General features: G+C 68.5%; 26 protein-coding genes. 13 read left to right on the top strand and 13 right to left on the bottom strand.

Annotated features, from left to right (window positions below):
• Positions 1-72 precede the first annotated feature (72 nt).
• The 4 genes from A5757_RS00340 to A5757_RS00330 all read right to left on the bottom strand — a co-directional run bounded on the left by A5757_RS00340 (position 73) and on the right by A5757_RS00330 (position 3,302).
• On the bottom strand, positions 73-774 hold the full coding sequence (locus tag A5757_RS00340; RefSeq protein ID WP_156618067.1) for an RsiV family protein: 702 nt from the start codon (positions 772-774) through the stop codon (positions 73-75).
• Between the two features lie 77 nt (positions 775-851).
• Positions 852-980 carry a hypothetical protein gene (locus A5757_RS23860; protein WP_255360345.1) on the bottom strand — a complete coding sequence of 43 codons (129 nt, stop codon included), beginning with the start codon at positions 978-980 and terminating at the stop codon, positions 852-854.
• A 73-nt stretch (positions 981-1,053) separates the two neighbouring features.
• Positions 1,054-2,601, bottom strand: a complete 1,548-nt coding sequence (locus A5757_RS00335; RefSeq protein ID WP_066827951.1) for a cell wall metabolism sensor histidine kinase WalK — start codon at positions 2,599-2,601, stop codon at positions 1,054-1,056.
• Positions 2,598-3,302 (bottom strand): response regulator transcription factor, encoded by a 705-nt coding sequence (locus tag A5757_RS00330; RefSeq protein ID WP_066828025.1) that lies wholly within the window; start codon positions 3,300-3,302, stop codon positions 2,598-2,600. Before A5757_RS00330 ends, A5757_RS00335 begins: the two co-directional genes overlap by 4 nt.
• Before the next feature lie 203 nt (positions 3,303-3,505).
• Between A5757_RS00330 and A5757_RS00325 the strand changes: the two genes are divergently transcribed.
• The 12 genes from A5757_RS00325 to A5757_RS00270 all read left to right on the top strand — a co-directional run bounded on the left by A5757_RS00325 (position 3,506) and on the right by A5757_RS00270 (position 14,466).
• Positions 3,506-4,108 carry a sigma-70 family RNA polymerase sigma factor gene (locus A5757_RS00325; RefSeq protein ID WP_082929236.1) on the top strand — a complete coding sequence of 201 codons (603 nt, stop codon included), beginning with the start codon at positions 3,506-3,508 and terminating at the stop codon, positions 4,106-4,108.
• A gap of 68 nt (positions 4,109-4,176) precedes the next feature.
• The gene (gene lysE, locus A5757_RS00320; RefSeq protein WP_066827945.1) at positions 4,177-4,776 is read left to right on the top strand and encodes an L-lysine exporter; all 600 of its coding nucleotides are present in this window, start codon (positions 4,177-4,179) and stop codon (positions 4,774-4,776) included.
• A 280-nt stretch (positions 4,777-5,056) separates the two neighbouring features.
• Positions 5,057-5,854 (top strand): SDR family oxidoreductase, encoded by a 798-nt coding sequence (locus tag A5757_RS00315; RefSeq protein ID WP_066827944.1) that lies wholly within the window; start codon positions 5,057-5,059, stop codon positions 5,852-5,854.
• Between the two features lie 147 nt (positions 5,855-6,001).
• A complete protein-coding gene (locus tag A5757_RS00310) occupies positions 6,002-7,111 on the top strand; it encodes a YeiH family protein (RefSeq protein ID WP_066827943.1) in 1,110 nt (369 codons plus the stop codon).
• Between the two features lie 44 nt (positions 7,112-7,155).
• A complete protein-coding gene (locus tag A5757_RS00305) occupies positions 7,156-7,836 on the top strand; it encodes a queuosine precursor transporter (protein WP_066827942.1) in 681 nt (226 codons plus the stop codon).
• A gap of 72 nt (positions 7,837-7,908) precedes the next feature.
• On the top strand, positions 7,909-8,577 hold the full coding sequence (locus tag A5757_RS00300; protein WP_066827937.1) for an allophanate hydrolase subunit 1: 669 nt from the start codon (positions 7,909-7,911) through the stop codon (positions 8,575-8,577).
• Between the two features lie 10 nt (positions 8,578-8,587).
• Positions 8,588-9,481: a 5-oxoprolinase/urea amidolyase family protein gene (locus A5757_RS00295; RefSeq protein WP_066827935.1), complete on the top strand. Its 894-nt coding sequence runs from the start codon at positions 8,588-8,590 to the stop codon at positions 9,479-9,481.
• Positions 9,468-10,406: an alpha/beta fold hydrolase gene (locus tag A5757_RS00290; protein ID WP_197497214.1), complete on the top strand. Its 939-nt coding sequence runs from the start codon at positions 9,468-9,470 to the stop codon at positions 10,404-10,406. Before A5757_RS00295 ends, A5757_RS00290 begins: the two co-directional genes overlap by 14 nt.
• Before the next feature lie 151 nt (positions 10,407-10,557).
• Entirely contained in the window at positions 10,558-11,043 is a 486-nt protein-coding gene (locus tag A5757_RS00285; protein ID WP_082929240.1) for a GNAT family N-acetyltransferase, read from the top strand.
• 120 nt (positions 11,044-11,163) lie between these two features.
• Positions 11,164-12,567, top strand: a complete 1,404-nt coding sequence (locus A5757_RS00280; protein ID WP_066827931.1) for a NarK/NasA family nitrate transporter — start codon at positions 11,164-11,166, stop codon at positions 12,565-12,567.
• Between the two features lie 49 nt (positions 12,568-12,616).
• On the top strand, positions 12,617-13,786 hold the full coding sequence (locus tag A5757_RS00275; RefSeq protein ID WP_066828023.1) for a uroporphyrinogen-III synthase: 1,170 nt from the start codon (positions 12,617-12,619) through the stop codon (positions 13,784-13,786).
• A complete protein-coding gene (locus A5757_RS00270) occupies positions 13,783-14,466 on the top strand; it encodes a sirohydrochlorin chelatase (RefSeq protein WP_066827929.1) in 684 nt (227 codons plus the stop codon). Before A5757_RS00275 ends, A5757_RS00270 begins: the two co-directional genes overlap by 4 nt.
• Here A5757_RS00270 and A5757_RS00265 read toward each other — a convergent pair.
• From A5757_RS00265 to A5757_RS00225, 9 genes are all read right to left on the bottom strand, one after another.
• Positions 14,463-14,948, bottom strand: a complete 486-nt coding sequence (locus A5757_RS00265) for a GAF domain-containing protein (RefSeq protein WP_066827925.1) — start codon at positions 14,946-14,948, stop codon at positions 14,463-14,465. The genes A5757_RS00270 and A5757_RS00265 overlap by 4 nt on opposite strands.
• Before the next feature lie 36 nt (positions 14,949-14,984).
• Positions 14,985-15,713: a respiratory nitrate reductase subunit gamma gene (gene narI, locus A5757_RS00260; RefSeq protein WP_066827923.1), complete on the bottom strand. Its 729-nt coding sequence runs from the start codon at positions 15,711-15,713 to the stop codon at positions 14,985-14,987.
• Between the two features lies 1 nt (position 15,714).
• A complete protein-coding gene (narJ, locus tag A5757_RS00255) occupies positions 15,715-16,362 on the bottom strand; it encodes a nitrate reductase molybdenum cofactor assembly chaperone (RefSeq protein ID WP_066827921.1) in 648 nt (215 codons plus the stop codon).
• Positions 16,359-18,014: a nitrate reductase subunit beta gene (gene narH / locus A5757_RS00250; RefSeq protein WP_066827919.1), complete on the bottom strand. Its 1,656-nt coding sequence runs from the start codon at positions 18,012-18,014 to the stop codon at positions 16,359-16,361. The genes narJ and narH overlap by 4 nt, the downstream gene beginning before the upstream one ends.
• Positions 18,011-21,706: a nitrate reductase subunit alpha gene (locus tag A5757_RS00245; protein ID WP_066827917.1), complete on the bottom strand. Its 3,696-nt coding sequence runs from the start codon at positions 21,704-21,706 to the stop codon at positions 18,011-18,013. The genes narH and A5757_RS00245 overlap by 4 nt, the downstream gene beginning before the upstream one ends.
• Entirely contained in the window at positions 21,703-22,881 is a 1,179-nt protein-coding gene (locus A5757_RS00240; RefSeq protein ID WP_369815898.1) for a nitrate/nitrite transporter, read from the bottom strand. The genes A5757_RS00245 and A5757_RS00240 overlap by 4 nt, the downstream gene beginning before the upstream one ends.
• Positions 22,882-22,991: 110 nt before the next feature.
• Positions 22,992-23,429: a pyridoxamine 5'-phosphate oxidase family protein gene (locus A5757_RS00235; RefSeq protein ID WP_066827913.1), complete on the bottom strand. Its 438-nt coding sequence runs from the start codon at positions 23,427-23,429 to the stop codon at positions 22,992-22,994.
• 30 nt (positions 23,430-23,459) lie between these two features.
• Complete coding sequence (locus A5757_RS00230) at positions 23,460-23,885, bottom strand: hypothetical protein (RefSeq protein WP_066827911.1); 426 nt, start codon at positions 23,883-23,885, stop codon at positions 23,460-23,462.
• Complete coding sequence (locus A5757_RS00225) at positions 23,885-24,547, bottom strand: metalloregulator ArsR/SmtB family transcription factor (protein WP_066827909.1); 663 nt, start codon at positions 24,545-24,547, stop codon at positions 23,885-23,887. The genes A5757_RS00230 and A5757_RS00225 overlap by 1 nt, the downstream gene beginning before the upstream one ends.
• A 107-nt stretch (positions 24,548-24,654) precedes the next feature.
• Between A5757_RS00225 and A5757_RS00220 the strand changes: the two genes are divergently transcribed.
• The coding region (locus A5757_RS00220) for a DUF222 domain-containing protein (RefSeq protein WP_156618063.1) at positions 24,655-24,955 on the top strand (301 nt) is incomplete at its 3' end.

The raw sequence follows: 24,955 nt of genomic DNA, 5'->3' as shown, positions 1-24,955 counted from the left end.
GCTGCCCCTGACCGAAATCCGACCTTAGTCGACGGGTGTCTACCCCATCGGGCGCAACTCCATACGTCTTCCTCACAGACCGGGACTGAGCAGGTCCGCAATCGCCGTGCGGGGGATCGCAACCCGCGTCGCCGCGTAGGTGGGGTGCAGATGATCGCGGTCGAAGAAGAAGACCACCGCGTCGTCGGTGATCGCGAAGTTCTGATAGTTGGCCGGATCGTTGGCGATCGCAGGATCGATCGTGATCGGTTGTCCCACATCGCGGCCCATCTGGTCGGCCACCATCGGCGCGATCACGTCCAGCGGCCTGGTCCCGGGCCGGAAAAGCGTGCCGAAATCGATCGGCGCACCGGACGCGTTGGCGTAGCTGAAGGCCCGGTACCACGTCGCGGGCCGCTCGTCGCCGAGGTCCTGATACACCTTGACGACCACGGTCTTGGTTCCGGCAGAGCTGTAAGAACTGCTGGTGGCCTCCATTTCATGGATGGGTGACCCGTCGGCGTGCGTGTCGGCAAGGCCTGCCGCGGCGTCGAAATCCTGAAGCACCTGGGTCAGATAGTTGACGACCTGCTGTTCCTGGCGGGCGCCCGCCGTGGCCATCGCGTCACCGCCGTAGGACGGCCCGGAAGCCGACAACGCGCAGCCGCCATGCGCGTCGAGTGAGGCGCAGAGGCCGCCGGGATCGGTTCTCGGTGCGGTGCGTGCGATCCCGGCCATCCCGAGGGCGGTGGCTCCGATCATGGCGGCGACCACGGCAGAACGGACGGTTTTCATGCCCCGAGCGTGCGACCGCGCCCTCTATGGATTCTTGGAGGATTCTTGAAGCCGATTCGCAGCCGGGCGGGCGGCCGTCACGCGGCGGGCGAGAACGCGGCGAGCGGGGCCGGCGCCGTCCCCTCCGCGGCGGCGACCATGGGCACACAGGCGGCGCAGACGTCACTGCCCAGCGTGGGATAGCCGCACGCCCGGCACGTCGTCATCCGATTCTCCCCTGAAGGGTAAGTGGCTGGCATGCGGATTCCTTTCGTTGCAGCCCCTGTACCCGCCACAGCGCTAATTCACGCCTGTGTAGCTTGGATCACCTCCCGGTACCGGAGTGGTCACAGACCGTCCGGGCGCGGCGAGAGTGGGCAGGCGGATGGTGAACGTCGTGGCCCCCGGGGCCGAGCGGGCCGTGATCGTTCCCCCGTGCGCGTCGACGATCGACGCGACGATCGACAGGCCCAGGCCGAAGCTGCCGGCCTGTCGCGATCGGGACTTGTCCGCGCGGACGAAGCGCTCGAAGAGGTGGGGTAACAATTCGCCGTCGATGCCCGGTCCGTCGTCGCTGACCGTGACGTCGACGCAGGCCCCGCCGTCGTCCCCGGTTACAGCTGTCACGGCGGTGGCGACGGTGGTGCCGGCGGGGGTGTGCACGCGCGCGTTCGACAGCAGGTTGGCGACGGTCTGATGCAGACGGGCCCGGTCACCGCTGACCCACACCGCCGTGTCGGGGACGTCGGTGAGCCAAGTGTGGGACGGCGCCGACACCGCCGCGTCGTTCACGGCGTCGACCACCAGGCGGGTCAGGTCGACGTCGGCGGTGTCCAGATCGTGGCCCTCGTCGAGCCGTGCGAGCAGCAGCAGATCCGCGACCAGCGAATTCATCCGCTGGGCCTCGGCCTCGATACGGGCCAGGGAGTACTCCGTGGTCTCGGGCAGCACCGCGCTGTCCTGCCGGGTCAGTTCGGCGTAGCCGTGGATGGCGGCCAGCGGCGTGCGCAGTTCGTGGCTGGCGTCGGTGATGAACTGCCGCATCCGCCGATCGGAGGCGGCGACGTCGGCCAGGGCGCCCTCGACGTGGTCGAGCAGGCGGTTGAGGGTGTCGCCGACCAGACCGACCTCGGTCCGGGGATCGGTGTCCCGGTCAGCGACCCGCGGGGTGATCGCGTGGTTGTCCCGATCGAGCGGGAGCGCCGCCACTTCCGCGGCCGTCGCCGCCACCCGGCGCAGAGGGCGCAGGGCGAACCGGACGATCGCAACGGTGCTCGCCGCGGCGACCACGAGTGCCAGTGCGGTCAACCCCGTCACGATGAGCTCCTCGTCCACCAGCTCGCCCGACTCGGGTGTGCGCGGGACCCCGGTCACGAGGATCTCGCCGCCGCTGCCGGGGCGGCTGACCATCCGGTACCAGTCCAGCTCGGGAAGTTCGACCGACCGCGGCGCGGGGCCGCCGGCCGCCTCGGTGGCCACGGCGGGCAGCGCTTCCGGCGGCAACGGTCGCGCCTCGCCGTCGAGGAAGATCGCGGAATCGATGACCTGTCCGTCCCGGACACGAGCGATGACGTTGCCCGGTGCCTGACCGGCGAAGGCGGTCAGCGGTTTCATCGCGTCCGGCGGCGGCAGTGTGCCGTCTGATCTGGGGGTGATCCGGTACTTCGCCATGCCGGCCTCGAAACTGTCTGCAGACATGGCCAATTGGCCGTCGACGATGCCGAGCATCGACCACCGCAGCGTCAGCACCGACATCGACCCGATGGTCGCCACCGCGATCATCACCACGATCGAGACGCCGACGACGAGTTGACGCAGCAGCGTCCAGCGCTGCCACATCCGTCTCATTCCGGTGGCCGCAACATGTACCCGACGCCGCGCACGGTGTGGATCATCGGGGCCCGGCCGGTGTCGATCTTCTTACGCAGATAGGACACGTACAGATCGACAATGCTGGACCGGCCGCCGAAGTCGTACTCCCACACCCGTTGCAGGATCTCGTCGCGGCTCAGCGCCCGCCGCTGATTCCGCATGAGGAACCGCAGCAGATCGAACTCCGTCGAGGTCAGCGAGATGCGCTCACCGCCGCGGGTCACCTCGTGGCCGGCCGCGTCGAGCACCAGATCTCCGACACGCAGCACTTCGTCGCCCGCCGGCGCCTGGTACGCGATACGGCGCAGCAGTCCGCGCAGGCGGGCCACCAACTCCTCCAGGCTGAACGGCTTCGTCATGTAGTCGTCGCCGCCTGCGGTCAGACCGGTTACGCGGTCGGCCACCGAATCACGGGCGGTGAGGAACAGAACCGGGGTGTAGGAACCGGATTCGCGGATGCGCTCCAACACTCCGAAGCCGTCGGTGCCCGGCATCATGACGTCGAGCACGAGGGCGTCGGGCGGTTCGGCGCGGTACTTCGCGATGGCTTCCTCCGCGTCGTGCGCGACGTCGATCTCCCACCCTTCGTACCGCAGCGCCATCCGCACCAGATTGGTCAGCGCGCGTTCGTCGTCGACGAGCAGGACGCGGATCGCCGACCCGTCCGCGCGGTACATCCGCGGGAGCTGACCCAGGATCGCCCGGCGGGGACCGTTGCCTTCGACCGGCGTTGACACCACCCCGCCATTGTCGCGCCCTCGCCAGGTATCGGCGGCGGTCTCATAGAGATTTCATATGTCCGGCGCCGCCCGGCCCACTTTGATATGCGTTCGATGTGAGACAGGTGCTCCGGCGAGGAGCGACCCATAGCGTCGGAAACATGAAATCCGTTCCTGCCCATGATTCTTCGTCGATTGTCGTTCAAACCCCCTGCAGTGAAGATCTTTTCGATGTCCTCGTCGCCCCGATGCGGGGTGAATTGTTGCGAAGGGCGCGGCGGCTGACCAACGACGGCCCCGATGCCGAAGACCTGGTGCAGGACGCAATGTTTCGCGCCTACCGCAGCTTTTCGACGTTCGACCCGGACACCAATGTGCGGGCGTGGCTGCACCGGATCCTGCGGAACGTCTGGATCAACAACTACCGGATGAGTCAACGGCGGTTGGCGGAGGTCCCGATCGACGGGGTCGCCGAGCAGTACACCGACGGCGCCGGGCCGGAACCGACGTTTCTCGCGGCCGAACCCGACACCGAGATCCACCACGCGATGGCAGCGCTGAGCGACGAGTTCCGGATGGTCGTCTACCTCGCGGACATCGAGGGATATCCGTGCGCCACGATCGCCGCCATGATGGGCACCCCCGTCGGCACCGTGATGTCGCGACTGCACCGGGCACGGAAGCAATTGCGGATGTCTCTCGGCGGCACCGTGCGCCGGCGGCGCCTGGTGGCCACCGCCGACGCCCGCCTCGACGTTGCATAAGCTCAGCTAACCCAGATGAAGAATCTTTAGCTTTACTGCACTGGTCCTGCGGCCTAGCGTCCACGGGTGTGACCTCCCCGCTCGCCTACGGCTTCCTGACCTCGCTGACGCTGATCGTCGCCATCGGTGCGCAGAACGCGTTCGTCCTGCGGCAGGGCATTCGCGGCGAACACGTCGCTGCCGTCGTCGCGCTGTGCACGGTGTCCGACATCGTGCTCATCGCCGCAGGTATCACGGGCGTCGGAGCGCTGATCGCCGCACAGCCCGCCGCCGTCGACGTCGTCCGGTGGGGCGGCGCCCTGTTCCTGACCGGCTACGGCCTCCTCGCCGCCCGCCGCGCCTGGCGGCCCGCTTCGCTCACCCCCGCCGAGCAGGGCCCGACCCGGTTGGCCGCGGTGCTGCTCACCTGCGCCGCGTTCACGTGGCTCAACCCGCACGTTTACCTCGACACGGTCATTCTGCTCGGCGCCCTGGCCAATGAACACCGCGACGAACGCTGGCTGTTCGGCGTCGGCGCCGTCAGCGCCAGCGCGGTGTGGTTTGTCTGCCTCGGGTTCGGCGCGCAGCGGCTGTCGCGGGTGTTCGCGTCACCGACGGCCTGGCGGGTGCTCGACGCCGCGATCGCGCTGTTCATGATCGGGTTGGCCGTAGCCCTCGTCGCAGGCTGAGGTTCCCCGGCAAAAATTACGTACCCGCGAAAACCTTCCCCCAGCGAATTTGAAGCGTACGCTGGCCGTAAGGCCTGGAGCCCTTCTGAACGGTCGTTCTCCCTAGCGCCGCGACGCGGGCTCCAGGTCATTTTGCTGCACATTTGTATAAGTTCTCTGGCGGATGAATCGTCACATCCGTCACATCTGAACCACCAGCCTGGTCTGTCACAGCAAACAGCGCAACAGGCTCCGTCGGCCGCCCAGGTTTGCGATTGCGCCGCAGAGGTGATCTTTACGTATGCCCACCTCCAGAAGCGTTTTCATCACCGGCGCCGCAGCCGGGATCGGCCGTAAGACGGCCATCGCCTTCGCCAAGAAGGGGTACACGGTCGGCGCCTACGACATCGACGACACCGGTTTGGCCTCGCTCACCGACGAGCTCCAACGCGTCCGCGCGACGGTGGTCACCGGGCACCTCGACGTCACCGACGGCGCCGAGATGGCCCAGCGCCTCGAGGAGTTCGCCGCCGAAACCGGCGGCCGCCTCGACGTGATGATCAACAACGCGGGCATCCTACGGCCCGGCCGGTTCGAGGAGATGGATCTGGCCGGCCACCACAAGGAGATCGACATCAACGCCAAAGGTGTGGTGAACGGCCTCCACGCGGCGTTCCCGTATCTGCGTAGTACCCCGCACTCCGTCGTGGTGAATCTGGCGTCCGCGTCGGCGATCTACGGTCAGGCCGAGCTCGCCAACTACAGCGCGACCAAGTTCTTCGTCCGCGGGATCACCGAGGCGCTCGATCTCGAATGGGGCCGCTACGGCATCCGCGTCATCGCGATGTGGCCGCTGTACGTCCAGACCGCCATGACGGACAACGTCAAGATCGGCACCACGGATTCGCTCGGCATCCGGTTGACCGCCCAGGACATCGCCGACGCGATCGTCGCCGCGGTCGAACCCTCGGCCCTGCGCAAGGCCATTCACCAGGTGCACTTCCCGGTCGGCGTGCAGAGCAAGGTGCTCGCCACCGGAGCCCGCTTCTCCCCCGCGTGGCTGACCCGCCTCGTCAACAAGAAACTCGCCCACTCCTGAATTGGCTTCACGCTGAGCGCAACCGGTGTGCGCCGGTCGCGGCTCTCCTATCTTCCGAGCCATGAATGAGGATTGGCTCGCCGTCGTCGCCGGCCTGACCCTGCTCGCCCTGGTGCTCGTCGGCGCGATCCCGGGCAGCGTTATCCCGTGACCGAACAGGCCACCCACCCCGAGACCGGTGCGCGCCGCAGCGGTGGAATCGGTTATGCCGTCGCGGGTGTCGCCGTGGTCGTGGCGCTCGGCGCCGCCACCCGCTTCCTCGAGGCGCAGGTCCCCGAGTGGGCCGACGGGACGTCGTTCGAGCGCGTCGCCAAGGCCGTCGAGTTCCCCGTCTACGCCATCGCCCTCGGGCTGCTCGGCAACGTCGTGCTCAGCCGGCTCGCACTGCGTGACGCACTGTCGGGCGGCTTCCGCACCGAGTTCTTCATCAAGACCGGCCTGGTGCTGCTCGGCGCGTCGATCAACTTGAAGCTGCTCGTCACCGCGGCAGGGCCGGCCATCATCCAGGCGCTGCTGCTCATCACGATCGTCTTCGGCTTCACCTGGTGGCTCGGCGGACGGCTCGGCCTCGACGACAAACTGCGGGCCCTGCTCGCCTCCGCCGTGTCGATCTGCGGGGTCAGCGCGGCCATCGCCGCGGCCGGCGCAGTGCAGGCCAAACGCGAACAGCTCGCCTACGCCGCATCGCTGGTGATCGTCTTCGCGTTGCCGTCGATCTTTCTGCTGCCGTGGCTGGCCGGCGTCTTCGGCCTGCCCGACGCGGTCGCCGGCGCGTGGATCGGCGGCAACATCGACACCACCGCCGCGGTCGCCGCGGCCGGCGCGCTCGCCGGCGAGGATGCGCTGCAGATCGCGACCATCGTCAAGACCACCCAGAACGCATTGATCGGGATCGTGGCGATCGCGCTGACCGCCTACTTCGCCCTCAAGGTCGAGCGCAATGCGGACGCCCGCCCGACCGTCGGTCAGTTCTGGGAGCGGTTCCCGAAGTTCGTGCTCGGCTTCATCGCCGCCTCGGTCATCGGGACGCTGTACCTGCAGTGGGGCGGGGACAAGGCGGCGATCGCCACGGTCAACGATCTGCGGACGTGGTTCCTGATCTTCGCGTTCGTGGCGATCGGGCTGGAGTTCTCGGCGCGCGGCCTGCGCGAGGCCGGGTGGCGGCCCATCGCGCTGTTCGCCTCGGCCACGGTGGTGAACATCGTCGTCGCGCTGGGGCTCGCGTTGGTGCTGTTCGGTGACTTCCAGGTGAGCTGACCGCGGATTCGGCCCCAACCGGGCACGCCTGCGAGAATGTCCCGGTGACCAGCACCGAGACAGCGCACCGCGGCTCCGCGAGTGTGGGTTCAGGCATCTATCCGGTGCTCGTCGCGGTGTTCACCGGACTGGTACTCATCTCCAACATCGCGGCCACCAAGGGAGTCGCCTTCGGACCGCTGCTCACCGACGGCGGATTTCTGGTGTTCCCGCTCACCTACGTCATCGGCGACGTGCTCAGCGAGGTGTACGGCTTCCGGGCGGCCCGGCGCGCGGTGCTCGTCGGGTTCGCGATGCAGGCGCTGGCCGTCCTCGTGCTGTGGACGACCGTGCACCTGCCCGCCGCAGCGGACTACACCAATCAGGAGGCGCTGGAGTCGACCGTCGCGGCGATCTCCGGGCTGGCGATCGCCGGGCTGTCGGGTTTCCTCGTCGGCCAGCTCGTCAACGCCTGGATGGTCGTCCGGATCAAGCAACGCACGAAGGAACAGCATCTGTGGGCACGACTGCTCGGGTCGACCGTCGTCGGCCAGTTCGCCGACACGCTGGTGTTCTGCGCGATCGCCGCGCCCATCATCGGATTCGGCGACATGGGATCGTTCGCGATCTACGCCGCGCTCGGCTGGATCTACAAGACCCTCGTCGAGGCCGCCCTGCTGCCGGTGACCTACCGCGTCATCGGCGTCATCAAACGCCGCGAGCCCACCTACCAACCCGCGGTCTGAGGGTGTTTTAAGGCACCTCTGGCAAAGTCCTCAAGGACGGGACGCGTACCTTACTCGGCGGTAGCTTTGGGTATGACCGCAGTATCGGACGTTATGAAACCACTGACACTCGGCGACGTGGTCGACTACGGCGATCACGCGCTCCTTCTCCAATTCGGCAGTACCACCGAGGTTTTGGCGTGGACCGAAGCGGTGCGCGGCGCCGCGCTCCCCGGTGTCCTCGACATCGTCCCGGCCTCGCGCACCGTACTCGTCAAGCTCGACGGTGCCCGATACCGCGCACCGACGCGGCAACGTCTGGCGGCACTGCGTCTCGACCGATCCGCCGTCGCCGATGCCGCCGAACCCACCGGGCACGAAGCCGACGTGGTGATCGACGTCGTCTACGACGGGGCGGACCTCGACGAGGTCGCCCGGCTCACCGGACTCGCCACCGACGAGATCGTCGCCGCCCACACCGGGACGCTGTACCGCGCGGGGTTCGGCGGCTTCGCTCCGGGCTTCGCCTATCTCGTCGGCGGTGACGAACGTCTGCACGTCCCCCGCCGCGCGGAACCGCGCACCAAGGTGCCCGCCGGATCCGTCGGACTCGCCGGCGAGTTCAGCGGCGTCTATCCGCGGGAATCGCCGGGTGGTTGGCAGCTGATCGGCCGCACCGACGCCGCGCTGTGGGACGTCGATCGCGAGAACCCGGCGCTGATCATGCCGGGTATGTGGGTCCAGTTCCGGTCCGTCGGCTGAGGAGGCGACCATGACCATCACCTTGGAGGTCCTGAACACCGGACCACTCGCCCTGGTCGAGGACCTCGGCAGACCCGGCCTCGCGCACATGGGCGTCACCCGCTCGGGCGCCGCCGACCGCCGCGCCCACACGCTGGCCAACCGGCTGGTCGCCAACCCGGGCGACCACGCAACCGTCGAGGTCATGCTGGGTGGGTTCACCGCCCGCGTGCACGGCGGTGACGTCGCGGTCGCCGTGACGGGTGCCGACACCTCACCGGCGGTGAACGGAAAACCGTTCGGCAGCAACAGCGTCCACTACGCCCACGACGGCGACGTGATCACGCTGGGCACGCCGCAGTCCGGGCTGCGCAGCTATCTGGCGGTGCGCGGCGGATTCGACGTGCACCCCGTCCTCGGCTCGCGAAGCTACGACGTCATGTCCGCCATCGGACCGCAACCCCTGCGCCGCGGCGACACGCTGCCGGTCGGCGACCACAGCGCTGACTTCCCCGAACTCGACCAGGCGCCCGTGGCCGCCATCGACGACGACGTCCTCGAACTGAACGTCGTCCCCGGACCTCGCGACGACTGGTTCGTCGACCCCGACGTGCTGGTGCACACCAACTGGCAGGTCACCAACCACAGCGACCGGGTGGGGATGCGGTTGATCGGGATGCCGCTGGAGTACCGGCGGCCGGACCGCCAGCTGCCCAGCGAAGGCGCCACCCGCGGCGCGATCCAGGTGCCCCCCAACGGTTTTCCGGTGATCCTCGGACCCGATCACCCGGTGACGGGCGGCTACCCAGTGATCGGCGTGGTGACTGACGACGACGTCGACAAAGTGGCTCAGACCCGGCCCGGGCAGACAGTCCGGCTGCACTGGTCGCGGCCGCGCCGGCCACTGCGGGATGGTGCAGAATAGCCGGGTGAAACGCCTGTTCCGACGCGGGCGCGGGGCGGACCCACCCGCGCCGACCGATGCGCCGGACTGGTTCCTGGCCGCCGTGGGGCAGCAGCCGCAACGCCACACCGTCGACGTCGAGAACTGCCCCATCCACGTCCGGGCATGGGGTGAACCCCACAACCCACCGCTGGTGTTCGTCCACGGCGGCGGCGCGCACTCCGGGTGGTGGGATCACATCGCGCCGTTCTTCACCGCCACCCATCACGTCATCGCACCCGATCTGAGCGGACACGGCGACAGCGGCGCCCGCACGAGCTATGCGGTCTCCCTCTGGGCCCGCGAAGTCCTCGCCGCGGCGACGGTGTCCCGTTCCTCGGCTCGACCGACCATCGTCGGCCACAGCATGGGTGGCTGGGTGACCTCGGCCGCCGCCACGCGCCACGGCACCGAGATCGACAGTGTGCTGATCCTCGATTCGCCGCTGCGTGACCGCGCCCCGGAGGAGAACCGGCTGCGCAGCCGACGGCGGCACAGCTACCGAACCGAGGCGGAGATCCTCGCGCGCTTCAAAGCTGTTCCCACACAACCCATCACGCTGCCCTATATTGATGACCACATCGCCAGGCAGTCGGTGCGCCGCACCGACGACGGGTGGGCGTGGAAGTTCGATTCGCAGATCTTCAGCGGCGAACTGCTCGCGCACACCCCGGGCGAACAGGAGCTCGTCGGCGACACTTTCACCCGGCTACCCTGCCGCGTCGGATATCTGCGGTGCGAGAACGGGCTCGTGCCACCGGACATGGCCGAGCAGATCCGCTCGATGTTGCAGCTGCGCGGGCCGTTCGTGGAACTGGCCGAGGCCGGACACCACCCGATGCTGGACCAACCGCTGCCACTGGTGGCCGCGGTGCGGACATTGCTCGAATTCTGGTCGATCACATGACCCGGCGCCCCGAATGCCCCCGAATAGCGTTGTGAGAGGCACCCACCGCTGGTAGAACCGAGGTGTGCAGCTGCAGGAGCCCCGCGCGGTCCGCATCCGAGAGGTGCACACCGCACGTCTGGTGCACACCGCCGACCTGGATCTCGAGACCATGGACGGCGCCCGCCGCATGCTCGTCGAGGCGTTCGACGGCGACTTCTCCGACGACGACTGGGATCACGCCCTCGGCGGTATGCACGCCCTCATCTGGAGCCACGGCACCCTGATCGCCCACGGCGCCGTCGTCGCGCGCCGACTCCTGCACCGCGGCAGCGCACTGCGCTGCGGCTATGTCGAGGCCGTCGCCGTCCGGGAGGAATGCCGGGGGCTGGGCCTGGGCACCGCCATCATGGACGCGCTGGAACAGGTGATCCGCGGCGCCTATCCGCTCGGCGCGCTGGGCTGCACCGAGGCGGGCCGACCGATGTATCTCTCCCGCGGCTGGGTGCCGTGGCGCGGTCCGACGTCGGTGCTCGCACCCGGCGGGCTGACTCGCACCCCCGAGGACGACGGCGCGGTGCTCGTCCTACCCACCGGCGCCGACCTCGACGTCACCGCCGACCTGACCTGTGATTGGCGCGCCGGCGACGTCTGGTGACCATGGCGGCGAGGCGGGCGGCACTCCTCACAGCTTCGCTGCCGATCAGGTGAGCATGATTTCACGCACGAGACATCGCCGAGCGCCTTGAGGTAACGAGCGCTTCCTAACGTTTCGGCCATGTCGTCGCATCGCATCACCGACTGGGATCCCGAAGATGTCGTCGCCTGGGAGGCCGGGAACAAGTTCATCGCGCGCCGCAACCTGATCTGGTCGGTGGCCGCCGAACACATCGGCTTCTCCGTCTGGTCCATCTGGTCGGTGATGGTGCTGTTCATGCCCGAGAGCGTGTACGGCTTCTCCGCGGGCGACAAGTTCCTGCTCGGCGCCACCGCCACACTGGTCGGCGCGTGTCTGCGGATCCCCTACACGCTGGCCACCGCCCGCTTCGGCGGTCGCAACTGGACGGTGTTCTCCGCGTTCGTCCTCCTGATCCCCACCGTCGGCACCATGCTGCTGCTCGCCAACCCGGGGTTGCCGCTGTGGCCGTACCTACTATGCGCGGCGCTGGCCGGGTTCGGCGGCGGCAACTTCGCGTCGTCGATGACGAACATCAACGCCTTCTATCCGCAGCGGCTCAAGGGCTGGGCGCTGGGACTCAACGCCGGCGGCGGCAACATCGGTGTGCCGATGGTTCAGCTGGTCGGTCTGCTCGTCATCGCTGTCGCGGGCAACCGCCAGCCGTACTGGGTGTGCGCGGTCTACCTCGTCGCACTCGCCGTCGCGGGTATCGGCGCCGCGCTGTACATGGACAACCTCGAACAGCACCGGATCGACTCCTCGGCGATGAAAGAGATTCTCCGAGTGAAGGATACGTGGGTCATCTCGCTGCTCTACATCGGCACGTTCGGCTCGTTCATCGGCTTCGCGTTCGCCTTCGGCCAGGTTCTGCAGATCAACTTCGCCGCGGGCGGGCAGACCGCAGCCGAAGCGTCGCTGCACGCCGCGCAGATCGCGTTCATCGGTCCGCTGCTCGGCTCGCTGTCCCGGGTCTACGGCGGCAAGCTGGCCGACCGTATCGGCGGCGGCCGGGTCACACTCGTCGTCTTCGCCGGCATGATCCTCGCCGCGGGCATCCTGGTCACCGTCAGCACGCTCGACGACGCCAGCGCCGGTGCGGCCACCACCGCGACGATGACCGGCTACGTCATCGGGTTCATCGCGCTGTTCCTGCTGTCCGGTATCGGCAACGGCTCGGTGTACAAGATGATCCCGTCGATCTTCGAGGCCCGCAGTCGCTCGCTCGCCGTCAGCGAGGCGGACCGGGTGGCGTGGTCGCGTGCCATGTCCGGTGCGCTGATCGGTTTCGCCGGCGCCGTGGGCGCCCTCGGCGGAGTCGGCATCAACCTGGCGCTGCGCCAGTCGTATCTGAGCAGCGGGTCGGCCACCGCGGCGTTCTGGGCGTTCGCGGCCTTCTACGTGCTCGCCTCGATCGTCACCTGGCACCGGTACGTGCGCCGGCCGAACGCGACCGAGCTCACCACCCCCGCCGGGCAGCGACATGCCTCGGCAATGACTGGGTAACCAGACCGAAACATGACGTGCATAGACAGGGTTCATGAGTGAGCCGACCATGAGTGAGCCTGACTGGGCGCCGCTCACCGGCTTCCGCGTGGCGGTGACCTCCGCCCGCCGCGCCGAGGAGCTGGCCGCACTGCTGCGCCGCCGCGGGGCGGCGGTGACGTGCGCGGCCGCCATCACGATGGTGCCGCTGCCCGATGACGAGGAACTGCGCGCCAACACCCAGGCGCTGACCGACGTCCCGCCCGACATCGTGGTCGCCACCACCGGAATCGGCTTCCGCGGCTGGATCGCCGCCGCCGACGGGTGGGGGGTGGCCGCAGAACTGACCCGCGCACTGGAGAAGGCCCGCATCGTCTCGCGCGGACCGAAGGCAACCGGCGCGCTGCGGGCAGCGGGCCTGCCCGAGGAGTGGTCACCGGATTCGGAGTCCTCCCGCGAGGTGCTGGCCTATCTGCTCAAGGGCGGCATCCGCGGCCGGCGCATCGCCGTCCAGCTGCACGGCGCGACCGACGAGTGGGATCCGTTCCCGGAGTTCCTCGACGAGTTGCGCGCCGCGGGTGCCGACGTCGTCCCCATCCGGGTCTACCGCTGGCGCCCGGCCCCGCGGGACGGCGAGTTCGATCAGCTGGTCCACGGTATCGCCGAGGAGAAGTTCGACGCCGTCAGCTTCACCTCGGCCCCCGCGGTGGCCTCGGTGCTGATGCGGGCCGGCGAACTCGGTGTCGCCGAGCAGGTGCTGAGGGCGCTGCGCACCAACGTCCACGCGATGTGCGTCGGGCCGGTGACAGCGCGTCCGCTGGTGCGCCTCGGGGTACCCACGTCGGCCCCCGAACGGATGCGGTTGGGCGCCCTGGCGCGGCACATCACCGACGAACTGCCGCTGCTGCAGGCCCGCACCATCCGGGTCGCCGGACACCTGCTGGAGATCCGCGGTACCTGCGTGCTGGTCGACGGCGAGGTCAAATCCCTCTCGCCGGCGGCGATGGCCACGATCCGTGCGCTCGCCCACCATCCGGGCGCGGTGGTGTCCCGCACCGATCTGCTCCGCGCGCTGCCCGGCGGCGGCACCGACACCCACGCCGTGGAGACCGCGGTGCTGCGGTTGCGCACCGCGCTGGGCGACAAACGCATCGTGGCCACCGTCGTCAAACGCGGATACCGGCTGGCCATCGACCAGGATCTGGCGCATGACCCGGCCGACGGGTCGGGGGCGCCGTGAGGCGCATCCTCGTCGCTCACGGCACCCGCAAGGCCAGTGGCGTGGCGCTGATCGAGCGAATCGCCGACCGGGTCGCCGGCACCCTCGACCAACCGGTCGACGTCGCGTTCGTCGACGTGGTCGGCCCCAGTCCGGCCGACGTGCTACAACGGACCTGCGACGGGCCCGCGGTGCTGGTCCCGGCGTTCCTGTCCCGCGGGTACCACGTCCGTACCGACATCCCGGAGCACATCGAGGCCAGCGGCCATCCCGATGTGACGGTGGCCGCCGCGCTGGGACCCGACCCCCAGCTGGTGCGGGTGCTCAGCGACCGGCTCATCGAATCCGGTTGGCGCCCTGATGATTCGGTGATTCTGGCCGCGGCGGGCACCTCCGACCGGGGCGCGCTACGTGATCTGCACACCACCGCGACGTGGCTGTCGGCCCTGACGGGCGGGCGGGTCGAGTTGGCGTTCGCCGCCACCGGGACGCCGCGCATCGCCGACGCCGTGGCCGCGGTCCGCGTGCGCAGCGGCCGCCGCGTGGTGGTCGCCTCATATCTGCTGTCGGAGGGGCTGTTCCAGGACCGCCTGCGCGCCTCGGGTGCGGACGTCGTCACCGATCCGCTCGGCACCCATCCGGGTCTGGTGCGGTTGATCGCCAGCCGGTTCCGCCGCGCGCGGTTACCCGTTGCGGCCTAGTGCGCGGCCGTAGCCAGCCGGCCCCCGGCGGGCGCATGCTCGGCGGCCATGATCTGCGCCACCTGCGCCACATACCGAGAGCTGTCGTGGATCGCATGCTCGCCGAACGCGCCGGGCCGGTCGCTGTAGAGCGTCAACACCGCGCACGTGTCACCGTGGTGGACGACCTTCTGCGCCAGTAGGGCGCGCACGGGCGTGGCCGTGAGCGCGTCCGCCGCGAACTCCGGCCAGCGGGAGTCCCGAGCGAGATCGGCGATCAGCAGAGACCGGCCGGCGGCGAGCAGATCGAAGGCCGGGCCCTGCCTGCAGCGTCGGGCGATGTTGGTGAGTACCAAAGCCTGGACATCCGTGGCGGCGAGGCAGCGGATCGATCCGTCGGCCCGCGCGACGGTGATACCGGCGTGGTCGGCGCCTTCGACGGCGTCGACGGCGAGCACGCCCGCCCTGTCGAGGGCGGCGCGGAGGCTGCTGTCACCGGTCACCGCGGCGACGTACCCACTTTCGGGAGATCCAAACCATCACCAGCCTCGGCGGGGCGGATGCGAGCCGACCAGCTCACCCTTCGGGGACACGTCGCGGCTGCGGTAGACGATGTACGGGCGGAACAGATACCCGATCGGGGCACTGAACACGTGCACCAGCCGGGTGAACGGCCACAGGCAGAACAACACCAGCGCGATGATCACGTGGATGTGGAACCACAGCGGCGCCTGCGCCATCAGGTCACCGCGCGGCTGCAGGATCCAGATCGACCGGAACCACGGCGACACGGACTGCCGGTAGTCGTGTTCGGCGCCCACCGGTGTCGCGCCGATCAGCGTGCAGGCCAACCCCGCGACGATCGCCAGCACCAGCGCCAGGTACATCACCTTGTCGTTGCGGGTGGTGGCCATGAACACCGGACCGGTCGTGCGGCGCCGGTACACGAGCAACGCGATTCCGGTCAGGGTGGTGACGCCGGCGATCGACCCGAGCACCAAAGCCTGTACGTGGTAGACGTGATCGCTCATCACGAGGTCGGTCCACGATTCCGGAATGACCAGGCCGATGATGTGGCCGACGATCACCACCAGGATGCCGAAGTGGAACATCGGGCTGCCGATCCGCAGCAGCCGCGATTCGTACAGCTGCGACGACCGCGTGGTCCAGCCGAACTTGTCGTAGCGGTAGCGCCACCAGATGCCTACGGCGACGATCGCCAACGTGACGTACGGGGCCACGTCCCAGAAGATCTCCCAGCCGGCCATCTCAGCTGCCTCCCTCGGCCCGTCGGGGCGGAACCGTCAGCGTGAACGGTTGCAGGCCAACGGCTTCGGCCGGCGGCCCATCAGCGGTCAAGGTGCGGGCCAGGCGGGCGTCGGCTTCGGTGGCGGCGGGCAGCGTCATGAGTACCGCCGCGATGGTATGGGCGTAGGGCGACGACCGTTCCGAAAGCGCCTGGTGCAGCACATCGATCGGCACCCGGTGTGCGGCGAGCAGCCGCAACCCCGACTCGGGGTCGACGGTCGCGGCGAACTCCAGCACCACGGGCAGGTGGTCGGGCGCCTCGTCGACCGGTGGAGTCACCCCCGCGTCGCGGTACACCTGCGCGAAGGACAGCATCGCCGCACCACGGTTGCGGGTGTCGCCGGCGGTCCAGTAGGTCAGGTACATCGTGGCGCGGCGGCGCAGATCGAACGTGGCGACGTAGTCCTGCGCGGCCCGCAGCGGGTCCACCGCGCGCAGCGCGGTCGCGGTCCGTGAAAGGTGTTCGGCCGCAGGGCTGTCGAGCTGCGCCAACAGCTGTTCGGCGGTGTCGAGCCGGCCCTCGTCGGGATAGGCCAGCAGCAGCGACGCGCACTGCCACGCCAGCCGCTGGTCGAGGTCGGGCGCGGTGCGCCTGCGCAGCAGTTTCATCGCCGATCACCGTTCTCCGGGAAGATCCCCTCCGGGCTGCCGCGGCCGTCCCAGTTCAGCAGGTTGACCCGCGACGGGCGGCTCTCGTTGGCGGCGATCCCCTCGGAGGTCTGCCGGTGCTGCAATGCGTGGAAGGTCTCCACAGCCACCGGCACCGGCTGCCCGCTGGCCTCCCCGAACGGCCCCGAGTCGTACATCCCGGGCCCGCCCTCGAACGACAACGAGCACCCCGGCTCCTCCATCGACCACGGCTCGACCTCGGCGTACGCGGTGGGGATGACGTAGCGCTCGTCGTACTTGGCCAGCGCCAGCAGGCGGTACATGTTGTACATCTGCTCCTCGGTCATCCCGACCGCCTCCGGGATGTGCGGCTGGGTCTCGCGGCCGAGGTTGATGTCCCGCATGTAGGAGCGCATCGCGGCCAACCGGCGCAACACCTTGTCGACGACTGCGGTGTCGCCCGCGGTGAACAGTCCGGCGAGATACTCGATCGGGATACGCAGCGCCTCCAGCGCGCCGAACAGGTTGCCGAAGTCCTCGCCGTCGTGTCCGTCGCGGCTGACCGCGTCGACCACCGGCGACAGCGGCGGGATGTACCAGACCATCGGCACGGTGCGGTACTCCGGATGCAGCGGCAGCGCCACCTGATAGGTGTGGATCAGCGCGTAGATCGGGGAGCGTTGCGCGGCCTCGATCCACTCGTCGGAGATGCCCTCGGCACGCGCCCCGGCGATCACCTCGGGATCGTGCGGATCGAGCAGGATCGACTTGTGTGCCTCGTAGAGGTCCCTGTCGTCCTCGACCGACGCCGCAGCCAGCACCCGATCCATGTCGTAGAGCACCAAACCCAGATAACGCAGCCGGCCCACACACGTCTCCGAGCACACGGTCGGCAACCCGACCTCGATCCGCGGATAGCACAGCGTGCACTTCTCGGCCTTGCCGGTTTTGTGGTTGAAGTACACCTTCTTGTACGGGCAGCCCGACACACACATCCGCCAGCCGCGGCAGCGGTCCTGGTCGACGAGCACGATGCCGTCCTCGGAGCGCTTGTACATCGCCCCCGACGGGCACGACGCCACACACGACGGGTTCAGGCAGTGCTCGCAGATCCGGGGCAGATAGAACATGAACGTCTGCTCGAGTTCCATCCGCACCTGCTCGCTGACCTTGGCGAGCACCGGGTCGCCCGGCACGATCTCCGGTGAGCCCCCGAGGTTGTCGTCCCAGTTGGCCGACCACTCCACCTTCATCGGCTCACCGCTGATCAGACTGCGCGGCGCCGCGACGGGCATGTGCTCACCCAGCGGCGCGTTGGTGAGGTTCTCGTAGTCGTAGGTCCACGGCTCGTAGTAGTCGTCGATGCTGGGCATCTTCGGATTGGAGAAGATGTTGAGCAGTTTGTTCAGCCGTCCGCCGCCGCGCAGCCGCAGCCGTCCGCGCTTGTCGCGGACCCAGCCGCCGAGCCAGCGCTCCTGGTCCTCGTAGGTGCGTGGATATCCCTGTCCCGGGCGGGTTTCGACGTTGTTGAACCACACGTACTCGGTGCCCGGGCGGTTGGTCCAGGCCTGTTTGCACGTCACCGAACAGGTGTGGCACCCGATGCACTTGTCGAGGTTCATCACCATCGCCATCTGGGCCATGACTTTCACTGGTAGACCACCTCCTGTGCGCGGCGGCGCACCACCGTCACCTCGTCGCGCTGGTTCCCGGTCGGACCGAGATAGTTGAACGCGAACGCCATCTGGGCGTACCCGCCGGCCAGGTGGCTCGGTTTGATCAGCAACCGGGTCAGCGAGTTGTGGATGCCACCCCGCTTTCCGGTGGTCTCGCTCAGCGGTACGTCGATCACCCGCTCCTGGGCGTGGTAGACGAACACCACGCCGTCGGGCATCCGGTGGCTGACGATCGCCCGGCACACCAGGACCCCGTTGCGGTTGACCGCCTCCACCCAGTCGTTGTCGCGCACGTTGATCTTCGCGGCGTCACGCGGGCTCATCCACATCGTGGGCCCACCGCGCGACAGCGACAGCATGAACAGGTTGTCCTGATACTCCGAGTGGATCGACCACTTCGAGTGCGGCGTCAGATACCGGACCGTCAACCCCACTCCCCCGGAGCCCGCATCTCCCAGTTCGGGTTCGCCGAACAGGCGGTGGATGTCCAGCGGCGGCCGGTAGATCGGCAGCTGTTCGCCGAGTTCCTCGAGCCAATCATGGTCGAGGTAGAAGTGCATACGCCCGGTGAGGGTGTGAAACGGTTTGAGCTCTTCGATGTTCACGGTGAACGGGGCGTACCGCCGCCCTCCGGTCTCGCTGCCCGACCATTCCGGACTGGTGATCACCGGCACCGGGCGGGCCTGGGTGTCGGCGTAGGTGATGCGGCGTTCCTCGCTGCCCTCGGCCAGGTGCGCCAGTGGCCGGCCGGTGCGCCGTTCCAGCTGGCGGAACCCCTCCAGCGCGAGCCGGCCGTTGGAGGTGCCCGACAGCGCCAGGACGACGTCGGCCATCCGCTCGGCCGTGGTGATCGCGGGGCGCCCCGCCGCCGGGCCGGAGTTCAAGACCCCGAACTTCGCGGACAGTGCGCGCACCTCGGCGTCGGGATGTGTGGTCACGCCCTTGGTCGTGACCCCCAGCTTTTCCACCAGCGGCCCCAGGGTGCCCCACTTGTCGGCGATCGCGGTGTAGTCGCGTTCCACCACCGCGATGGGGCCGATCGTCTTGCCCGGCATCGGCGTCTCGCCGGTGCTGCGCCAATCATGTTCCGTGCCGGCGGGATAGGCCATCGCCCCGGGGGAGTCGTGCTGCAGGGCACCCAGCACCACATCGGTTCTGGTGCCCAGATGGGTTTTGGCCAGCGCGGAGAACACCCGCGCGATCGCCCCGAACGCCTGGAAATCCGAACGGGTCTCCCACGGCGGATCGATCGCGGCGGTGAACGCGTGGATATACGGATGCATGTCGGTGGTGTTGAGGTCGGCCTTCTCGTACCAGGTCGCCGCCGGCAACACCACGTCGGAGAGCAGCGTCGTCGACGTCATGCGGAAGTCGATCGACATCAGCAGGTCGAGCTTGCCCTCCGGGATGTCCTTATCCTCGCCCCATTGGATGCCGTTGGGCCGCAACGCCTCCGGTGTCAGATCGGCCTGCAGGTTCGACGCCGCGCCCAGCAGGTGCCGCAGGAAGTACTCATTGCCCTTGCTGGACGAGCCCAACAGATTGGCCCGCCACACGTTGAGCACCCGGGGCCAGTTCGCCGGATTGTCCGGATCGGTGATCGCCAGTTTCAGGCTGCCCGCGGCCAGTTGTTCGACGACGTAGTCGGGGATCTCCCGGCCGGCGGCGCGGGCCTCGTCGGCGACGTCGAGGCTGGACCGGTCGAACTGTGGATAGAACGGCATCCAGCCCATCGCGGCCGCCGCGGCCAGCACGTCCATCGTGTGCTTACCGGTGAACCGGCCGCGACCCGTCGGACTGGCCAGCGCGTCGGCGCGGTAGCCGTCGTAGCGCCATTGATCGGTGTGCACGTACCAGTACGAGGTGCCGGGCATCTGCCGGGGCGGGCGCGCCCAGTCCGTGGCCATCGCCATGGTCGCCCAGCCGGTCACCGGCCGGCATTTCTCCTGGCCCACGTAGTGCGCCCAGCCGCCACCGTTACGCCCCATGCATCCGGTGAGCAGCAGCAGAGACAGCACCGCACGGTACGTGGCGTCGCCGTGGAACCACTGGCAGATCCCGGCGCCCATGATGATCATCGAGCGGCCGCCGGATTCCTCGGCGTTGCGGGCGAATTCGCGGGCGATCCGGATGACCTGGCTCGCCGAAACCCCGGTGATCGCCTCCTGCCAGGCCGGGGTGTACGGATGCTCGAAATCGTCGTAACCCTTCGGCCAGTCTCCCGGCAACCCCGGCCGAGCTACGCCGTACTGGGCCAGCATCAGGTCGAATACGGTGCACACCAGGTGATCCCCGACGCGGCGCACCGGAACGCCGCGCTGCAGCGTCTCACCGTGTCCGTCGATCGTGTCGAACCGCGGCAGCGCGATCCCCGTGACCTCGCCGCCGTCTGTCGCCACCGTGAGCGCCGGGGTGATCTCGCCGAGGTCGAGGTTCCACTTGCCGGCACCGTCATCGCCATAGCGGAAACCGAGCGAACCGTGCGGGACCGCGACGTCGCCGGTGCGCCCGTCGAGCAGCACCGGTTTGAACGGCGCATTCTCCACATGCCGGCCGAGATCGGCTGCGGTGAGCATCTTTCCGGGCACGAGGGCGCCGTTGCGATGCTCGAGTTTCACCAGGAACGGCAGGTCGGTGTACTGGCGCACATAGTCGACGAAGAACGGGATCCGCTGCTTGACGAAGAACTCCGACAGGATGACGTGGCCCATCGCCATGGCCAGCGCACCGTCGGTGCCCGCTGCACACGGCATCCACTCGTCGGCGAATTTGGTGTTGTCGGCGTAGTCGGGGCTGACGCTGACCACCTTGGTCCCGCGGTAGCGCACCTCGGTCATCCAGTGCGCATCGGGCGTGCGGGTCACCGGGACGTTGGACCCCCACATCATCAGATACGAGGCGTCCCACCAGTCGCCGGACTCCGGCACGTCGGTCTGATCGCCGAACACCTGCGGTGAGGCCACCGGCAGATCGGCGTACCAGTCGTAGAACGAGGTCATCGCGCCGCCGATCAACTCGACGAACCGTGAACCCGCCGCATGGCTGACCATCGACATGGCCGGGATGGGCGAGAAGCCGGCGACCCGGTCGGGGCCGTAGGTCTTGATGGTGTGCACGTGGGCGGCGGCGATCATCTCGCATGCCTCCGACCAGCTGACCCGCACCAGCCCGCCCTTACCTCTGGCCTGCTGGTAGCGGCGGCGGCGCTCGGGATCGGCCTGGATGTCGGCCCAGGCCAGCACCGGGTCCCCGAGTCGCGCTTTGGCCTCCCGGTACATCTCGACCAGCAACCCGCGCGCATAGGGGTAGCGCACCCGCGTGGGCGAGTAGGTGTACCAGGAGAACGCCGCACCGCGGGGGCAGCCCCGCGGCTCGTATTCGGGCCGGTCGGGGCCCACCGACGGATAGTCGGTCTCCTGGGTCTCCCAGGTGATGATGCCGTCCTTGACGTACACCTTCCAGGAGCACGATCCGGTGCAGTTGACGCCGTGGGTGGAGCGGACGACCTTGTCGTGGCTCCACCGGTCGCGGTAGAACACATCGCCCTCCCGGCCGCCACGGCGCGTGACCGTCCTGCCGTCGGCGGACGGTTCGCCCGGGGTGAAGAACCGGCCGCTGCGCTCGAGCAGTTCCTCGACAACGCCGCCGACGCGTGGAGTCTGACTCACGGTGCGGTCTCCTTCGGTGGCGGTTCGTGTGCGTGCAGCCGCAGTGCGGTGTAGCCGAATGCGAGCAGCGCCGTGAGGACCAGCAACCCCAGGCCCACCGTGTAGTGGTTCTCATCCGCGTTGTAGGTCGCCCCCATCACCAGCGGCGGGAAGTAACCGCCCAGGCCGCCGAACGCCGCGACGACCCCGGTGACGGCACCGACCGACGTCGCGGGCGCGCGCCGCGCGACCCAGGCGAACACGCCGCCGGTGCCGACGCCGAGGAACAGCGCCAGGGAGATGAAGGTGACCGCCGACCACAGGTCGGGCGGTGGCTGCAGCGCCGCCACGGCGGCCAGCGCCGCGGTGCCGCCGAACGACACCAGGACGACGTATTTCGGCGCGATGCGGTCGGCGAGTGCACCACCGACCGGGCGGGCCAACACGGCGGCCAGCGCGAATCCGGCGGTGCGGGCGCCTGCGTCAACGGCCGAGAAATCGTAGATGTTCTTGATGTAGGTGGGCAGATAGTTGCTGAAGGCGACGAATCCGCCGAATACCACCGCATAGAGGAACGACATCTCCCAGGTCACGCGGAGTTTGGCCGCGGCCCTGAGCTTGGGGACGACGGCGTCGTGGTTGGGTACGAAATGCGGTGAATCGCGCATCACGAACACGCAGGCGGCGGCGGTCATGGCCAGCGCCACCGCGATGATGACGTGTGTGGTGAACAGGCCGAACCAGCCCACGAACCGCGGGGTGAAGAACGCCGACATCGCGGTGCCCACCATGCCCATGCCGAACACGCCGGTGGCGAATCCGCGCTTGGATGCGTCATACCAGTGGCCTGCGAAGGGGATGCCGACGGCGAAGACGGTCCCGGCGATGCCCAGGAAGAAGCCGAAGACCAGCAGCATGGGGTACGAACCGGCAGCTCCGGCGGCGCCGACTGCGAGTACCGGAACGATCGAGGCCAGTGTCACCGCGATGAACATGGCCCGCCCGCCGTAGCGGTCGGTGAGCGGTCCGACCACGATCCGTCCGAGCGACCCCACCAGGATCGGCGTCGCGACGAGCATCGAGGCCTGGGTGCTGCTCAACGACAGATCGCCGGCGTAGGTCGTCGACAGCGGGCCGATCATGTTCCAGGCCCAGAAATTGATCGCCGAGACCCAGGTGGCCAATCCCAGGTTCAGTCCTCGGCGTGCTTCGGTGTGCTGCGCCGTCAACGCGCTCACGTGTCCCACCAAAGCATCAATCGCCGGATATTGCAGCCGGTTTCAGAGCTTTGACGGTGAAACGGGCGTCAGCCGGGAGTGCTCCCATAGTGGGGTAGACCGGGCTCGCGGAACCGCCGACCGGTCATCTTCGCCGACCGGATCCGAATGAAGTGATCTCGGCGGCCGTCCACCCAGGGTTGCACGAATGTGCCGGACACCTCGACCATTTCATCGACATCGGTGATCTCCTCGGCGTGGCCGACCACCACGACACTCCACCCGGTGTGGTGATCGGGGTCGAGTTCGTCGGCCTCGAACGCCACGAGCTCCGCACTGCCCGCCACCGCCAGCTTCGCACCGCCGGCCACCCGGAACACCACATCGTCATGCCACAGCCGGAAGTTGACGGGGTGCACCGCGGGAGCACCGTCCTCGGTGAACACGAGCCGGCCCACCCGGGCATCCTGCAGCAGGTCGAGGCACTGCCTGCGGTTGAGGACGGAAAGGTCTTGCCCCTTGGTCATTTTCACTTCTCCTTGTTGGGCAGTGCGAGTTCACGAGCTGAGTAGGGCTACTCCGGCCGCGACGAGCGCGATCACCTTGACCACCTCGAGGACGACGTAGGCGTGATGGGCGCGCGACCGCGGCGCGTTCTCACCGGCCAGCACCGCACGAGAGCGACGGGTCAACCGCGGTCGGACGCCGAGGAGCTGGACGATCAACATCACCACGACGACCGCAACGGCGACGAGCACGCTGACCGGCGGACGACTGAACGCCACGGCGACGACGACAATGCCGGCCAGCACCACCTCGGCGATGTTGAGCGCCCGGAACACCAACTGGCCGATCCCGAGCCCGATGGGCACCGTCACCCCGGGAGCACGGAACTTCAGCGGCGCCTCCAGGAAGGAGATCGCCAGCACCATGCCGAGCCAGACGAAGACCGCCGCTGCCGCGATCGCTGTCACGGGGCTCATCACGCCACCTCCTTGGCGGCCAGATGCGCCAGGCACAGATCGGGTTCGACGAACGGATCCAGCCGGTCGACGGTCAGCGGCGCGTCCCAGGCGTCGAGCGCTCCCTGCATGAGGCCCAGGTGGACCGGGCAGACGACCGACGACCTCTCCGTCGCCACTTCGAGAAAAGGACAGTGCCGCAACCCGATTCGTACCTGACCGTCAGCACGGCGGCGCTGCGGGGCGAACCCGAGCCCGTCGAGCAGATCGACCAGTCGATCGACCGGTTGAGCATCCGTCGACGGTGGCGGCATCGACCGCACCGCGCGGTCGGCCCACGCCCTGCCCGCGTCGCGAGCCGTGGTCGCGGCGTCCCGATCGCCGGCCAGGCCGGCGACGAGGATTTCGGCGAGCAACAGGTAATGGCGCGGACCTCCCCGGTCCATCTGCCGGGCCGCGCGGAACAACTGGGGCGGTCGCCCGGTGCGACGCTGTTCGGCCTCGGCGCGCTCGACCCGGCCGTCGGCGACCAGGGCGTCCAGATGGAACCGCACGGTGTTCGGGTGTACCCGCAGCCGGTCGGCGATGTCGACGATCGGCATCGGCCCGTCCGCCGCACGCAGCGTGGCGAGCACCGCGGCGCGCCGGCCGCCGGCTTCTTCATCGGTTCTCGTGCGGGTCATCGATTCACCTTCTCGCAACGTAGCCCAACCCGAGTTTATACAAATAGTTTTGGAAAAACTGCGGGAGTTGGAAACTTCTTGTCGGACCCCTCTGCTTTGATGGTGATATGTCCTCAGCGGCAGTGTCTTTGGTCGGTCGGGCGAGCCCGAAGGACCGCCTCGAGGTGCTGTTCGAGGAGTTCGCCGAGCTGTCCGGTCAGCGCAACGCGATCGACGGACGGCTGATCGACATCATCGCCGAGATCGACCGCGACGAGCTGTGGGGAATAACCGGCGCCCGCTCCGTGGAAGCGCTGGTGGCCTGGAAAACCGGCGTCACCCCCCGCAACGCCGAGGTCATGGTCACCGTCGCCCGCCGCGCCGAAGAGTTTCCGCGCTGCACCCAAGCGCTGCGCGAGGGGCGGCTGT

It is taken from the genome of Mycobacterium sp. 852013-51886_SCH5428379 (assembly GCF_001665575.1).
Lineage (GTDB): Bacteria > Actinomycetota > Actinomycetes > Mycobacteriales > Mycobacteriaceae > Mycobacterium.
This window is presented reverse-complemented; position numbering and strand designations above follow the sequence as displayed.

Excerpts from the sequence above, each read along its gene's own strand:
- A5757_RS00340 (WP_156618067.1), bottom strand. The coding sequence starts at position 774 with ATGAAAACCGTCCGTTCTGCCGTGGTCGCCGCCATGATCGGAGCCACC.
- A5757_RS23860 (WP_255360345.1), bottom strand. The coding sequence starts at position 980 with ATGACGACGTGCCGGGCGTGCGGCTATCCCACGCTGGGCAGTGACGTC.
- A5757_RS00335 (WP_066827951.1), bottom strand. The coding sequence starts at position 2,601 with ATGAGACGGATGTGGCAGCGCTGGACGCTGCTGCGTCAACTCGTCGTC.
- A5757_RS00330 (WP_066828025.1), bottom strand. The coding sequence starts at position 3,302 with ATGTACCGCGCGGACGGGTCGGCGATCCGCGTCCTGCTCGTCGACGAC.
- A5757_RS00325 (WP_082929236.1), top strand. The coding sequence starts at position 3,506 with ATGAAATCCGTTCCTGCCCATGATTCTTCGTCGATTGTCGTTCAAACC.
- A5757_RS00315 (WP_066827944.1), top strand. The coding sequence starts at position 5,057 with ATGCCCACCTCCAGAAGCGTTTTCATCACCGGCGCCGCAGCCGGGATC.
- A5757_RS00300 (WP_066827937.1), top strand. The coding sequence starts at position 7,909 with ATGACCGCAGTATCGGACGTTATGAAACCACTGACACTCGGCGACGTG.
- A5757_RS00295 (WP_066827935.1), top strand. The coding sequence starts at position 8,588 with ATGACCATCACCTTGGAGGTCCTGAACACCGGACCACTCGCCCTGGTC.
- A5757_RS00290 (WP_197497214.1), top strand. The coding sequence starts at position 9,468 with ATGGTGCAGAATAGCCGGGTGAAACGCCTGTTCCGACGCGGGCGCGGG.
- A5757_RS00285 (WP_082929240.1), top strand. The coding sequence starts at position 10,558 with ATGGACGGCGCCCGCCGCATGCTCGTCGAGGCGTTCGACGGCGACTTC.
- A5757_RS00280 (WP_066827931.1), top strand. The coding sequence starts at position 11,164 with ATGTCGTCGCATCGCATCACCGACTGGGATCCCGAAGATGTCGTCGCC.
- A5757_RS00275 (WP_066828023.1), top strand. The coding sequence starts at position 12,617 with ATGAGTGAGCCTGACTGGGCGCCGCTCACCGGCTTCCGCGTGGCGGTG.
- narI (WP_066827923.1), bottom strand. The coding sequence starts at position 15,713 with ATGGCCGGCTGGGAGATCTTCTGGGACGTGGCCCCGTACGTCACGTTG.
- narJ (WP_066827921.1), bottom strand. The coding sequence starts at position 16,362 with ATGAAACTGCTGCGCAGGCGCACCGCGCCCGACCTCGACCAGCGGCTG.
- A5757_RS00235 (WP_066827913.1), bottom strand. The coding sequence starts at position 23,429 with ATGACCAAGGGGCAAGACCTTTCCGTCCTCAACCGCAGGCAGTGCCTC.
- A5757_RS00230 (WP_066827911.1), bottom strand. The coding sequence starts at position 23,885 with ATGAGCCCCGTGACAGCGATCGCGGCAGCGGCGGTCTTCGTCTGGCTC.
- A5757_RS00225 (WP_066827909.1), bottom strand. The coding sequence starts at position 24,547 with ATGACCCGCACGAGAACCGATGAAGAAGCCGGCGGCCGGCGCGCCGCG.